Origin of the sequence: Mesorhizobium sp. M4A.F.Ca.ET.090.04.2.1, from assembly GCF_003999085.1 — a bacterium.
In the GTDB taxonomy this organism is placed as follows: domain Bacteria; phylum Pseudomonadota; class Alphaproteobacteria; order Rhizobiales; family Rhizobiaceae; genus Mesorhizobium.
Genome location: NZ_RZOT01000089.1, coordinates 1 through 13,625, shown reverse-complemented (window position 1 = coordinate 13,625; position 13,625 = coordinate 1). Strand labels below are relative to the sequence as shown.

13 protein-coding genes are annotated in these 13,625 nt (G+C 64.9%); 10 read left to right on the top strand and 3 right to left on the bottom strand.

Features of this window, described 5'->3' with window-relative positions; genetic code table 11:
* Nucleotides 1–92: 92 nt before the first annotated feature.
* The 9 genes from EN781_RS09100 (at nucleotide 93) to EN781_RS09060 (ending at nucleotide 11,386) form a co-directional block, all read left to right on the top strand.
* Nucleotides 93–1,073 (top strand): substrate-binding domain-containing protein, encoded by a 981-nt coding sequence (locus EN781_RS09100; RefSeq protein WP_245455752.1) that lies wholly within the window; start codon nucleotides 93–95, stop codon nucleotides 1,071–1,073.
* 69 nt (nucleotides 1,074–1,142) lie between these two features.
* Entirely contained in the window at nucleotides 1,143–2,669 is a 1,527-nt protein-coding gene (locus tag EN781_RS09095; RefSeq protein ID WP_126057495.1) for a sugar ABC transporter ATP-binding protein, read from the top strand.
* A 17-nt stretch (nucleotides 2,670–2,686) separates the two neighbouring features.
* The gene (locus tag EN781_RS09090) at nucleotides 2,687–3,673 is read left to right on the top strand and encodes an ABC transporter permease (RefSeq protein WP_126057494.1); all 987 of its coding nucleotides are present in this window, start codon (nucleotides 2,687–2,689) and stop codon (nucleotides 3,671–3,673) included.
* Between the two features lies 1 nt (nucleotide 3,674).
* On the top strand, nucleotides 3,675–4,655 hold the full coding sequence (locus tag EN781_RS09085; protein WP_126057493.1) for a sugar-binding transcriptional regulator: 981 nt from the start codon (nucleotides 3,675–3,677) through the stop codon (nucleotides 4,653–4,655).
* Nucleotides 4,645–5,640, top strand: coding sequence for an aldo/keto reductase (locus EN781_RS09080; RefSeq protein WP_126057492.1), 996 nt, complete (start codon nucleotides 4,645–4,647; stop codon nucleotides 5,638–5,640). Before EN781_RS09085 ends, EN781_RS09080 begins: the two co-directional genes overlap by 11 nt.
* Nucleotides 5,641–5,703: 63 nt before the next feature.
* Nucleotides 5,704–7,512 (top strand): glycerol-3-phosphate dehydrogenase/oxidase, encoded by a 1,809-nt coding sequence (locus EN781_RS09075; RefSeq protein ID WP_126057491.1) that lies wholly within the window; start codon nucleotides 5,704–5,706, stop codon nucleotides 7,510–7,512.
* A complete protein-coding gene (locus tag EN781_RS09070; protein ID WP_126057490.1) occupies nucleotides 7,424–8,266 on the top strand; it encodes a class I fructose-bisphosphate aldolase in 843 nt (280 codons plus the stop codon). The genes EN781_RS09075 and EN781_RS09070 overlap by 89 nt, the downstream gene beginning before the upstream one ends.
* Nucleotides 8,259–9,782, top strand: coding sequence for an FGGY-family carbohydrate kinase (locus EN781_RS09065; protein ID WP_126057489.1), 1,524 nt, complete (start codon nucleotides 8,259–8,261; stop codon nucleotides 9,780–9,782). The genes EN781_RS09070 and EN781_RS09065 overlap by 8 nt, the downstream gene beginning before the upstream one ends.
* The gene (locus EN781_RS09060) at nucleotides 9,779–11,386 is read left to right on the top strand and encodes a GMC family oxidoreductase N-terminal domain-containing protein (RefSeq protein WP_126057488.1); all 1,608 of its coding nucleotides are present in this window, start codon (nucleotides 9,779–9,781) and stop codon (nucleotides 11,384–11,386) included. Before EN781_RS09065 ends, EN781_RS09060 begins: the two co-directional genes overlap by 4 nt.
* A 15-nt stretch (nucleotides 11,387–11,401) precedes the next feature.
* Here EN781_RS09060 and EN781_RS09055 read toward each other — a convergent pair whose 3' ends face one another.
* Nucleotides 11,402–11,758, bottom strand: coding sequence for a YciI family protein (locus tag EN781_RS09055; RefSeq protein ID WP_126057487.1), 357 nt, complete (start codon nucleotides 11,756–11,758; stop codon nucleotides 11,402–11,404).
* A complete protein-coding gene (locus EN781_RS09050; RefSeq protein WP_245455303.1) occupies nucleotides 11,755–12,051 on the bottom strand; it encodes a hypothetical protein in 297 nt (98 codons plus the stop codon). Before EN781_RS09050 ends, EN781_RS09055 begins: the two co-directional genes overlap by 4 nt.
* A gap of 139 nt (nucleotides 12,052–12,190) precedes the next feature.
* On the opposite strand from EN781_RS09050, the gene EN781_RS09045 reads away from it, so the two are divergent.
* Nucleotides 12,191–12,616, top strand: coding sequence for an OsmC family protein (locus EN781_RS09045; RefSeq protein ID WP_126057486.1), 426 nt, complete (start codon nucleotides 12,191–12,193; stop codon nucleotides 12,614–12,616).
* A 269-nt stretch (nucleotides 12,617–12,885) separates the two neighbouring features.
* On the opposite strand, the gene EN781_RS09035 is transcribed toward EN781_RS09045, so the two are convergent.
* Nucleotides 12,886–13,518 (bottom strand): DUF480 domain-containing protein, encoded by a 633-nt coding sequence (locus tag EN781_RS09035; protein ID WP_126057485.1) that lies wholly within the window; start codon nucleotides 13,516–13,518, stop codon nucleotides 12,886–12,888.
* Between the last annotated feature and the right edge of the window lie 107 nt (nucleotides 13,519–13,625).

The window sequence follows — 13,625 nt, the reverse complement described above, 5'->3', positions numbered from 1 at the left end:
TTGCAAAGCTGATACGACGAGGCTTTTCATCGTCGGGGAACCCGGAGGAGAGAATGAACAGGATTGGGCTGGCGGGCGCATTGAGCGCCGCCATGATGACGCTGACCTTGGCGATGCCAGGCGCCGCGTCGGCAGAGAGCAAGTTTCAGTGCAAGCCGGACGAGACCTATGTGATGAACGTCATGGTCTCCGCGCATCCCTATTGGGTGCCGGTCTATCAGGGCTTCAAGCAGGCCGCCCAGGCGATGGGCTGCAAGACCGTGTTTTCGGGCACGCCTGACTACGACATCGCAAAGCAGATCGCCTCATTCGAACAGGATCTGATCAAGAAGCCGGCCGGCGTGCTGCTGCACCCGATGCAGGCCGATCCGTTCATCGAGCCGATCAACCGCGCCGTCGAGAACGGCACCACCGTCGTCACCTTCGCCGCCGACTCGCCGAAATCCAAGCGCGTGTCCTACATCACCTCGGACAATCTGGCGGAAGCCAAATTCGCCGCCGAGGAGATCGTCAAGCAAGTCGGCGACGACGCCGAATACGGCGTGCTGGAGAATCCGGGGCAGAGCAACCACGACCTGCGCGTCACCGCCTTCATCGACTATCTCGCCAAGAACTATCCTAAGATGAAGCTGGTCGGCCGCCAGGCCTCCAACCAGGACGCCAATGTCGCCAACAAGGCGGTGGCCTCGATGCTGCAGGCCAATCCGAACCTGAAGGCGCTGTGGATTCCGGAAGCCGGCTCGGCCGAGGGCGCGGTCGCCGCCGTCCTCGAGGCCAAGGCCAAGGTGCTGATCATGCATGCCGACATCACCCCGGCGACGCTGGAGCAGATCAAGGCCGGCAACATCCACATGGCGCTGAGCCCGAACCAGGGCATGCAGGGCTATCTCGGCTTCGTCGCCACCTTCATGGCGGCGCATCCGGAACTGATCGACCCGTTCAACGACTACAAGACGTCGGGCTACAACCCGATGAGCATCCCCTTCGCCGATAACGGCTTCGCCGTCATCACCAAGGAGAACGCCGACTCGTTCGACCTGAACAAATACATGCAAGGCCGCGATCCAAGCTGATCCGTCCCGCGGGCAACCGCGCCGTCCGGCGCGGTTGCCTCAACCATTCCTGAGCAGGCGAGAACCTCAGTGGAAACCCCGGTCCTCCTCAAAATATCCGGCCTCAGCAAATCGTTCGGCCCTGTCCGTGCCTTGCGCGATGTCGGATTCGAGCTGCGCGCCGGTGAAATCCACGCCATTGCCGGCGAGAACGGCGCCGGCAAGTCGACGCTGATGAAGGTGATCGACGGCATCTTGTCGCCGGACAGCGGCGACATCCAGGTCGATGGCCGCTCCGTCTCTATCTCCTCGCCGCTGGCGGCGCAGAAGCTTGGCATCGGCTTTGTTCACCAGGAGATCGCGCTGTGCCCCGATATCTCGGTGGCCGAGAACATCTTCATGTCGATCACCAACGCCAGCAAGGCGGTGCTGATGAACTACCGCGACCTCGAGAAGCGCGCGACGGCGATCCTGGCGCGGCTTGGCCACATCGATCCGACCGCGATGGTACGCAATCTGTCCATTTCCCAGCAGCAAATGGTCGAGATCGCCAAGGCGCTGACGCTCGATTGCCGCATCCTTATCTTCGACGAACCGACGGCAGCGCTGACCGAGCGCGAGGCCCAAAAACTGTTCGAGATCATTCACCAGCTTGCCGGCGAAGGCATCGGCATCATCTACATCTCGCACCGCATGGCCGAGATCTTCGACAATTGCGACCGCGTCACGGTGCTGCGCGACGGCCGCTACATCACCACGCTCGACATAGCAGGGACGACTCCCGAACAAGTTGTCGCCTCCATGGTCGGCCGCGTCATCGACAGCCTCTACCCCGAGAAGCTGCGCGACGATGAACGGTCCGAAGACATATTGCTCGAGATCGTCGGCCTCTGCGAGGCGACTGCCTTCCGCGACATTAGCTTTCAGCTGCGCAAGGGCGAAATCCTGGGCATTGGCGGCCTGATCGGCGCCGGCCGCAGCGAGATCGTCAAAGGCATCTGCCGGCTCGAAGGTGAGGTGACCGGCGATGTCAGCCTGCGCGGCGAGCGCCTGTCGCTGACACACTATGGCGACAGCATCGCCGCGGGCATCGTCTACCTGTCCGAAGACCGCAAGGGCGACGGGCTGTTTCTCGACATGTCGATCGCCGCCAACATTTCGGCGCTGGCGGTCGACCGGATCGCCACGCGCTTCGGCCTCATCAACGAGCGGCGCGAGAAGCATCGGGCGGAAACGATCGGCAAGCAGCTGTCGCTGAAATGCGGCCATGTCGGTCAGCCGGTTTCGACACTGTCGGGCGGCAACCAGCAGAAGGTAGCGATCGCCAAGATGCTGTCGGTCGACCCGAAGGTGATCTTCCTCGACGAACCGACGCGCGGCGTCGATGTCGGCGCCAAGGCCGAAATTCATCGCATCCTGCGCAAGCTGGCGCGCGATGGCGTCGGCATCGTGGTCATCTCCTCCGAGCTGCCGGAGCTGATCGGCATCTGCGACCGGGTGCTGATCGTGCGCGAGGGACGCATTACCGGCGAAGTCGCGGGGGCAGAGATGACGGAGGAAAACATCATGGTCCTGGCATCGCTTGCCGATGAAGGCCGGCAACGGAGCGCCGCATGAGCATCGTGGGGGACAGTATGGACAGCGCGACGCAAGCTGCCAGGATAGGGCTCGGCGCAAGGTTCGGTGGCCTGATCAGGATGCGTGAGACCGGCCTGATCCTCATCATCGCCGTGCTGTTTGCCGTCATGTCGTTCGCATCCCCCTATTTCCTGACCTGGGACAATATGCGGGCGATGGCGATGGCCTTCGCGGTGGAAGGCATCGTCGTGGTCGGCATGACGATCCTGCTGATTTCCGGCGGCATCGACCTTTCGGTCGGCTCGGTCACCGCGCTCGCCATGGTGGTCGCCGGTCTGCTTTTCCTCAGCGGCATGGACCCCTGGCTGGCGTCGCTGGTGGCGATAGCGGCTTGCGCTGCCATCGGCGCCTTCATGGGATTCTTCGTCACCAGAGTGGGGCTGCACCACTTCATCGTCTCGCTGGGGGTGATGGTGATTGCACGCGGGCTCTGCCTGCTCGGCACCGGCGGCCGCCCGCTCGGGCTTTACACCCTGCCGCCTGAGTTCAAGTTCATCGGCCAGGGCGCGGTCGGCGGCATTCCCGTCGTCATCATCATCTTCATTGTCTTCGTCATCCTGTCCGACTTCATGCTGCGCCGCACGACGATGTTCCGCAAAGTCTTCTACACCGGCAGCAACGAGAAGGCGGCGGCCTATTCCGGCATCCGCACCAACAAGGTCGTGTTCTTGACCACGACGCTCTGCTCGACACTGTGCGGTTTTGCCGGCGTCATCTACATGGCCCGCTTCGGCTCGGCCCAGCCGACATTCGGCGCCGGCATGGAGCTGAACGTCATCGCCGCCGCGGTGATCGGCGGCGCAAGCCTGACCGGCGGCATCGGCACCATTCTCGGCGCCATCCTGGGCACCGTCCTTTTGTCCGTCGTTTCAAGCTCGCTCGCTCTGCTCGACGTGTCCGTCTATTGGCAGGACATCATCCGCGGGTCCATTCTGCTGACGGCGGTCACCGCCGATTATTACTTCAACAAGCGGCGGGGCTGAGATGGCGGACAGCAGGGAAGATTTCGAGGCGATCCGGCAGATCCACACCGTGCTGGTGCTGCATTTCGTCGACGGTATGAAGCAGAACGACATCGCGGCGGCGCTCAACCTGTCGGCGTCCAAGGTCAATCGGCTGATCGCCCAGGGGCGCAAGCTCGGCATGCTGAGGATCGCGGTCGAGAGCCCGTTCCAGGCCTTGGTCGATATCGAAAAGCAGCTGATCGAGGTTGCCCGCCTGGCAAGTGCGATCGTGACGCCGACCGTGGCCGGCAGTCCCGAAAGCACGCTGCAGCAGGTGGGGCGCGCGGCGGCCAACCAGTTGCTCGAGACCTTGCGCGACGGCGACGTCATCGCCATTACCGGCGGCAAGGCGATCAGCGCCCTCGCCGAGAACCTGCAGCCGGAGCGGGCTTTCGACATCACCGTCGTGCCGCTGACCGGCGGCGTCCAGGGCAAGCACTATACCGACGTCAACCATCTGGCGACGCGGCTCGCCGAGCGGCTCGGCGGCTCCAGCATGCTCTTGCATGCGCCGCTGTTCGCCGAGAGCCGGGAGCAGCGCGACCTGCTTCTGGAGATGGCGTCGGTGCGCGAGATCTTCGATCTGGCGCGCAAGGCCGCGATCGCGCTGGTCGGCATCGGGTCGATCCAGACGCCCGGGTCGAGTTATTACGACCTTCGCCCAGGTCTTGACCCCGACCGCGACAAGCTGGCCGCCAGCGGCGCGGTCGGTGAGTTCCTTGCGCATCTGATCCGCGACGACGGCACGCTGGCCGATTACCCGCCCAACGACCGCCTGGTGGCGCTGGCGCCCTCGGAACTCGCTCGCTGCCGGACGGTGATGGGCGTCGCCAGCGGCGCCGAAAAAGTCGGGCCGATCCGCGCCGCGCTGCGCGGCAATTATCTCAAGTCTCTGGTCGTCGACGAAGAAACGGCCAACGCGGTCCTGAACAATGCGGGGAGCATACGCAATGTCGCCTGAAATGTTGACGCGCACCATTGGCGCGTCGGGAATCGCCGCCTCCGCGATCGGCCTCGGCACCTGGGCCATCGGCGGCTGGATGTGGGGCGGCACCGACGAGGCGCAGTCCATCGACACCATCCGCGCCTCGATCGACGAAGGCGTTTCGCTGATCGACACCGCGCCGGCCTACGGCCAGGGGCTGTCGGAGGAAATCGTCGGCAAGGCGATCAAGGGACGCCGCGGCAAGGTCGTGCTCGCCACGAAGCTTGGACTGATCTGGCACGCAAAAAAGGGCAACCACTTCTTCGACTATGACGGCGCGCCGGTGCATCGCTATCTCGGCGCCGACTCCGTGGTCTACGAAGTGGAGCAGAGCCTGCGCCGTCTCGGCACCGACCACATCGACCACTACATCACCCATTGGCAGGATGCGACGACGCCGGTCCCTGAGACCATGGAAGCGCTCGATCGCCTCAAGACCCAAGGCAAGATCCGCTCCATCGGCGCCAGCAATGTCAGCATTGCGGATGTCGAAGCCTATCTCGCGGCCGGCCAGCTCGACGCGGTCCAGCAGCAATACAGCATGGTGGTGCGCGACATGGAGCGCGACCTTCTGCCTTTCTGCGCGGACAACAATGTGTCTGTGCTCAGCTACTCCTCGCTGGCGCTCGGCCTGTTGTCGGGCAAGATCGGTCCGGACCGCGTCTTTACCGGCGATGACCAGCGCAAGGACAATCCGTGGTTCTCGCTGGCCAACCGCCGCAAGGTCGCGGCGCTGATGGAAGAGATACGGCCGATTGCCGAGACGCACGGCGCAAGCGAGGCGCAGATCGTCATCGCCTGGACGCTGCAGCAGCCGGGCATCACCTTCTCGCTTTGCGGCGCCCGCAGCCCGCAGCAGGCCAGGGAAAACGCGCGGGCCGGCCGCATCAGATTGTCCGAACAGGAGATCAGCCAGATCAGCGAGGCCGCCAGCCGCCATCTGACAAATCTCGACGCCTGACCGCCACCTGTGAACCCGAACCAAGTTGAGCTGCCGTCCACCAGACGGCCGAACGGCGAAGCCATGCCTGACCAGAGAAGCCTCATCCTCGACAAGATCCGCCAGAACGGCGCGTTCGATGTCGTCGTCGTGGGCGGCGGCATCAACGGCATCGGCGTTTTCCGCGAACTGGCGCTGCAGGGCCTGAAGGTGCTGCTGGTCGAGCGCAACGATTTCTGCTCGGGCTGCAGTGCGGCCCCCTCGCGCATGATCCATGGCGGTCTGCGCTATCTCGAGAATGGCGAGTTCGGCCTGGTGCAGGAATCGTTGCGCGAACGCGATGCGCTGCTGGCCAATGCGCCGCATATGGTGCGGCCATTGCCGACTGTAATTCCGATCCGCACCGTCTTCTCAGGGCTGATGAACGGGGCGGCAGGCCTTCTCGGGCTTTCTGAGGCGCCTTCCAGCCGCGGCGCACTGGCGATCAAGGCGGGGCTCGCGCTCTACGACTGGACGACGCGCAAGCGCCGGGTGCTGCCGCGCCACAATTTCCGCGGCGCCAGGACGACATTCGCGCAATGGCCGGCGCTCGACCCGAAACTGCGGTTTTCCGCCACCTACTACGACGCCTGGATCAGCTATCCGGAACGGCTTGGCATCGAACTGCTGCTCGATGCCGGACGCCTGGCGCCCGACAGCCTGGCGCTCAACCGCGCCCATATCACGCGCGCCGGTTCGGCCTTCGAACTTACCGACATGACGACCGACGAGCGCTTCCCTGTCAGCGCCAAGGCAATCGTCAACGCGACGGGCGCATGGCTCGATTCGGCGATCGCCCGGCTCGACGCATCCGGAAAGCCCGCGGCACCGCTCGTCGAGGGCACCAAGGGCTCGCACCTCATCCTCAACAACGAGCCGCTTTACCAGGCACTTGGCGGCCACATGATTTTCTTCGAGAACGCCGACGGCCGGATCTGCATCATGTTCCCCTATCTCGGCAAGGTGCTGGTCGGTTCGACCGATATTCGCGTCAGCGAGGCCAGCCGCGTGCGCTGCGAACCGGCGGAAGCCGATTACATACTGGCGGCGGCACGGCTGGTCTTTCCGGCTATTCCGGTTCACGCCTCCGACATCGTGTTCACCTATAGCGGCATCCGGCCGCTGCCGAAGAGCGACCATGCCTTCACCGGCAGGATTTCGCGCGGCCATTCCGTGCATCGCATTGCCGGCGACATCCCGCAGTTCTGCATGATCGGCGGCAAATGGACGACCTTCCGCGCCTTCGCCGAACAGGCGGCCGACGCAGTGCTGGCCGAGCTTGGCCGCGAGCGCCTTTGCGGCACGCTGACCATGCCGATCGGCGGCGGCCTCGGCTTCCCCCGGGACCCGGCGTCGCTGGCGGCCGATCTGGCTGGTGAGTTCGCGATCGGCGGCGCCCGCGCCGCGTATCTTGTCGACCGCTATGGCAGCGGTGCGCGCGACATCGTCCTGTTTTGCGGCGGGCGTCCCGACGATGTCAGACTGGACAGCAGGACCGAAACGACGGCAGCCGAAATCGTCTACCTGACCCGGCATGAGTTCGTAACCTGTCTGTCGGACCTTATCCTGCGCCGCACATCGCTTGCCATTTGCGGCGACATCTCGATGGCATCCATCGAACGCATCGCCGACGCACTGGCCGCCGAGCGCGGCTGGAGCGATGAGCATCGCGACCGCGAGGTGCAGGGCCTGGTTGCCGAACTCGACACCTATCACGGCGTCTCGCAGGAGATGCTCGTCCAACGCACGATTTCAGGAGCAGAAAATGAAGGTCAGCGCCAAGGCCCGCATGAACCGGATGTTCACCAACGGCAATTGCCTCGACGTGGCGCTCGATCACGGCGTCTGCAATGAACCGGATTTTCTCGTCGGCCTGGAGGACATGCCGCGAGTCATCGACACGCTGATCGCGGTAGGTCCGGACGCGCTGCAACTCGCCTACGGGCAGGCCGATCTGTTGCAATCGCGGCCGGACAAGGACAAGCCGGCGCTGGTCATGCGCATCGACATGGGTAATCCTTACAACGCCCAGCGCCACCGCGTGATGTGGTCGATGCTGCAGAATCATGACGAGCCGATCATCGGCGCGCTGGAGCTGGACGCAGCCTGCGTCGTCGTCAACCTGTTCATGCTTCCCGACGAGCCGGAGCTGTTTCGCCAATGCGTCGAAAACATCAGCAAGGTCCGCGCTGCCTGCCACAGATACGGCATGCCCTTGATGATCGAACCGCTGGTGATGCTGCCCAACGATGTGCGCGGCGGCTATCAGGTCGACGGCGACGCCGAGAAGATCGTCACCCTGGTGCGGCTCGCCGCCGAAATGGGCGCCGACATCATCAAGGCCGATCCGACGGCCCGGCCTGAGGATTTCCACCGCGTCGTCGAGGCGGCGCGCGTGCCGGTGCTGGTGCGCGGCGGCGGCAAGGACGACCTTAGGACCGTGCTGGCAAAATCGTCGGCCCTGCTCAGACAAGGCGCCAAAGGGCTGGTCTATGGCCGCAACATCTATCAGCATGCCAACCCGAAGGCGGTGGTCAACGCGCTGATGGCGATGGTCCACAAGGACGCCGGCGGCGAAGAGGCCTGGGAAATCTACAACAATGGCTGATCAGGCCGCATATCTGCTCGGTCTCGACGCCGGCAACACCATCATCAAGGCGGTACTGTTCGACCTCGCCGGGCGGCAGGTCGCCATGCACACCGTCGCCGGGCGCTCGCACACGCCGCAGCCCGGCTATGTCGAACGCGACCTCGGCGATATGTGGGCCGCTGCGCGCGACGCCATCCGCCGCTGCATTGCGCAGGCTGGTATCGACGCACGCCAGATCGCCGCTGTCGGCTGCGCCGGCCATGGCAACGGCCTCTATCTGATCGACCGCGCCGGCGCCCCGCTGATCGGCATCCAGTCGCTCGACACCCGCGCCGCCGGCATGGCGGCGGAACTGGCTTCGCGCAACGCCGGCGCACTGCACGCGATCTGCCTGCAAAAGCCCTGGCCGGCGCAGACGCCAACCTTGCTGGCCTGGGTCAAGCAGCATGAACCCGACCTTTATGCCGCGACCGGCACGGCGATGCTGTGCAAGGATTTCATCGCCTTTTGCCTCACCGGAGAGCAGGTGAGCGATGTCTCCGACATGTCCGGCTGCGGCCTCGTCCGCATGCCCGAAGGCGTCTATGATGGCGAGCTTCTCGCGCTCTACGGCATCGAGGACGCGCAGGCAAAACTGCCGCGGCTGCTCGACAGCGCCGACATTGCCGGCGCCGTCACCGCCAGGGCGGCCGATGAGACCGGGTTGGCAGAAGGCACGCCGGTCATCGCCGGCTATTTCGACGTTGTCGCCAGCGCCATGGGGGCCGGCGTCGTGCGCCCCGGCGAAGCCTCGATCATTGCCGGCACCTGGTCGGTCAACCAGGTCTTCTCCGCCGCGCCGGTTGTCGATCCCGATGTTTTCATGGTCGCGCGTTTCGGCCCCGGCCGCTTCGTCAACATCGAATCCAGCGCGACATCGGCCGCCAATCTTGAATGGTACGTGCGCGAATTCGTCGAGCGCGGCAGCCACCACGACGATCCGTTCGGCCACTGCAACGCAGCTGTCGGCGAAGTCACGCCGGCCTGGGACGACCCGATCTTCCACCCGTTCCTCTACGGCTCGGGCCAGGGCGCCGAGTTCCGCGCCGGCTTCTACGGCCTGGCCGGCTGGCATAGGGAAGGCCATCTGCTGCGCGCGCTGTTCGAAGGCGTCATGTTCGAGCACCGGCGCCACATCGATGTGTTGAAAGACGCCGGCGTCAGCTTCGACAAGGCGGTGCTGTCCGGCGGCGGCTCCCGCAGCGAACATTGGCCGCAAATCTTCGCCGACGGGCTCGGCGTACCGATCACCGTTCCTGAAGCCCGCGAGACCGGCGCGCTTGGCGCGGCGATCGGCGCCGGCGTGGGGGCCGGACTGTTCGCCGACTATGAGTCCGGCGTCGACGCCATGACTCGGCCGCGCGCCGCCTACCGCCCGGATCCGGCCATGCAGCGACATTATGCCAGGCGTTATCGCGCCTATTGCGGCCTCGCCGATACGCTGCGATCGTTCTGGACCGAACAGGCCGCAGGACCAGGCAGAGCAGCAGAATGACCCAAAGGCTGGACGGCGACTACGACTACATCATCGTCGGCGCGGGTACGGCCGGCTGCGTGCTGGCCAACCGCCTGAGCGAAGATCCGGCGACGCGCGTGCTGCTGCTCGAGGCCGGCGGCAGCGACAATTACCACTGGGTGCACATTCCTGTCGGCTATCTCTATTGCATCGGCAATCCGCGCACCGACTGGATGATGAAGACGGCACCGGAGGCCGGCCTGAACGGCCGCTCGCTGGTCTATCCCAGGGGCAAGGTGCTGGGCGGCTGCACATCGGTCAATGGCATGATCTACATGCGTGGCCAGGCTGCGGACTATGATGGCTGGCGGCAGATGGGCAATGTCGGTTGGGGCTGGGACGACGTGCTGCCCTATTTCCTCAAATCCGAAGACCATCATGGCGGCAAGACCAGGCTGCATGGTTCCGGCGGCGAATGGAAAGTGGCGCGGCAGCGCCTGTCCTGGCCGATCCTCAACACAGTGCAGGACGCGGCGAAGGAATTCGGCATTATGCCGCGCGAGGATTTCAACGACGGCGACAATGAGGGTTCCGGCTTCTTCGAAGTGAACCAGAGCAAGGGTATACGCTGGAACACCGCCAAGGCATTCCTGCGCCCGGCGCTGCGGCGGCCCAACCTGCGGCTGGTCGCCAAGGCGCATGTCGAGAAGGTGCTGTTCGAGGGCAAGCGGGCTACGGGGGTCGGCTACCTCGCCGGCGGCGAGGCACGCCAGGCCAGCGCCAGGCGAGAAGTGTTGCTGACGGCCGGCGCGATCAACACGCCGAAACTGCTGGAGCTTTCCGGTGTCGGCCAGCCGGATCGCCTCGCCTCACTCGGGATCGATCTGGTTCACGCCAGCCCGGATGTCGGTGAGAACCTGCAGGACCACCTGCAGATCCGCACGGTCTACAAAGTGTCGTCGGCGCTGACGCTCAACACCCTTGCCAACAGCCTGAGCGGCAAGGCGCGGATCGCGCTGCAATATGCCTTTGCCCGGTCGGGGCCGATGTCGATGGCGCCAAGCCAGTTCGGCATGTTCAGCAAATCCGATCCGTCGATGGCGACGCCGGACCTGGAATACCACGTCCAGCCTTTGTCGACGGACCGGCTGGGCGACCCGCTGCACCCGTTCCCGGCGATCACCATGTCGGTCTGCAATCTGCGGCCCGACAGCGTCGGCTCCGTACATGCCACGACACCTGAATTGGCCGTACAGCCGGAAATCCGGCTGAACTATCTCTCGACGGTGCGCGACCGCGAGATCGCGCTGAGCTCGGTGCGCCAGGCGCGCATGATCATGACCGCCAAGGCGCTTGCCGACTTCCATCCGGAGGAAATCCTGCCCGGTCCCGCCCACCAGTCCGACGACGACCTGCTGCACCAGATCGGCTCGATCGCGACGACGATCTTTCATCCGGTCGGCACCTGCCGAATGGGCGTCGACGATCGCGCCGTCGTCAGTCCCGACCTGTGCGTGACCGGTGTCGAGGGTCTGCGCGTCATCGACGCCTCGATCATGCCGCGCATCGTCTCCGGCAACACCGCCTCGCCCGTGGTGATGATCGCCGAGAAGGCGGCGGATATGATCCGCCGACCTGCATGAGCCGGCGGCGACCAGCTATGACCCGGGTATGTCGTAGATCGCCCTGACCTCGACGGTGCCGAGTTCGGCCAGCGGAATGTCGCCGGCGATCTCCAGCGCCTCGTCGAGGCTCTCGGCCTCGATCATGACGAAGCCGAGCAACTGCTCCTTGGTCTCGGCGAACGGGCCGTCGGTGACCAGTCTTTTCCCGTTGCGCCGCCGCACACTCTTCGACGTCTTCACCGATTGCAGCGCCTGCGCGATGATCAGCTTGCCTTGTTGGTCCAACGATCTGTCATAGGCCAGCGAATCGGCGTCTAGCTTGGCCGATCCTTCCGGGGTCAACGCATAAAGGCTCTGTTCCTCGCCATAGACCAGGCAGACATATCTCATTCCGATCTCCCGTGTTGTGATGGACCATAGGATGCGGTGATGATGGTGTCAGCCGCGCCTCCGAACGCCGCCGCATGATCGAGAAGGCATGCCGCGATGCCGATGATGGCGACCGCCGCCAGCAGCCGGCCGAAGCCGGAGGGCGGCGGATCGAGCCAATAGTCTTCCTGTCGCCGGGCCTTGTGCTCAGGGCATTTCCACAGCGCGAAAAACAAACCGTCCATGTGAGCCTCCATCCGGCCGCGAAATCCGTGGCCGCCCGTAGGACGGTCGAGTCCGATGGAAGTCGACATTTTTGCGCGCGCTTTTTTTGAGAAAGAATTTTGGACGCCACCGCTCGAAGAGCGCGGTGGCCTTCGCGCGTGCCCGCGCTATAGTCCTGGGGAACGCCGGCGCTCTGCCGGCGCAACCCCGACGATCAAGGAGGATTTCATGGACCGCACCGCGAACGCCGTCTGGAATGGCAATCTGAAGGAAGGCAAGGGCACGCTCGACTCCCAGAGCGGGGCGCTGAAAGGCACGCCCTATTCGTTCAAGGCGCGCTTCGAGGACGAGAGCGGCAAATCCGGCACCAACCCGGAGGAGCTCATCGCCGCCGCGCACGCCGGCTGCTACGCCATGCAGTTCTCGCACTTCCTCGCCGAGAATGGCACGCCCGCCACCGAACTCGACGCCAAGGCGGTGGTGACGCTGGTGCCCGGCACCGGCATCACCGGCAGCGCTCTCACCGTCGTCGGCAAGGTGCCGGGCATCGACGCGGCAAAGTTCAATGAGCTGGCCGAGAAGGCCAAGGCCGAATGCCCGGTCTCGAAGGCGCTCGGCGCCATCAAGGTTTCGCTCGACGCGAAGCTGGGGTGAGAAGACTGCAGACGTCGGTCTGCCGGCGCTGCTCATTATTACAGACGCTGGGTGCTGCCCCTCACCTGCCTGCCGGCGTCCCCTCCCCGTATAGTGACGGGGAGAGGGGCGCTGTCACCGATGGTTTCGCCAATCTCCAACGCTGCGAGACTGGCGCCAAAGTCGCGGCCAGCCTCTTTCTCCCCGTTTACGGGGAGAAATGCCCGGCAGGGCAATGAGGGGCAGCCCCGACTTCGGCCCGGATGCGAGACTACTGCATTAAGGCACTACTACCCGCCCAGTGCCTCGACCTTGGCACGCAGCGCCGCCACCTCCTCTTCAAGCGCCAGCACCCGGGCCTCAAGATCGGAGCCCGATGACGCTGGCGGCTGCCATGGCGCCGCTGCGACGGCCGCCACATCCACCGGCCCGCCCAGCAGATGCACATAGCGGTCCTCGCGCTGGCCTGGCCCGCGCGGTATCTCCTGAACGAGCGCCGGCCGGCGGCCGATCAGCATGTCGAGTTCACCGCGCAGATCCTCGATCGACGAAAACCGCGCCATGCGCTCGCTTCGCGCCAACAGCTCATATGCGGTCTGCGGCCCGCGCAACAGAAGCAGCCCGACCAGGGCGGTCTGCGGCGTGGTCAGCGAGAATCGCTGCGCCATCTGATGCTCATAGCGCTCCACGCGCGAACCGAACATCTGCCGCACCAGCCCCTTCTGCTCAAGCAGCTTCAGGGCCCGATGCACCTCGGTCTGTTCCAGCGCCATCACCGGCTCGCGCGCCGTCTTCTGGTTGGCGGCGGCAAGCGCTGCATTGAGCGTCAGCGGATAGACGTCCGGCGTCAATTCCTTCTTCTCGATCAGGCAGCCGAGCACACGCGCTTCGGCGGGAGAGAGGATGGGAAGGTCTTCGCTCATTGCCGTGCAATCCTTTCTGACGCTGGCGGGACAGCGCCCCCCTCTGTCCTGCCGGACATCTCCCCCACTTGGGGGGAGATCAGCAGCTTCGCCGACCGCGCTTCATC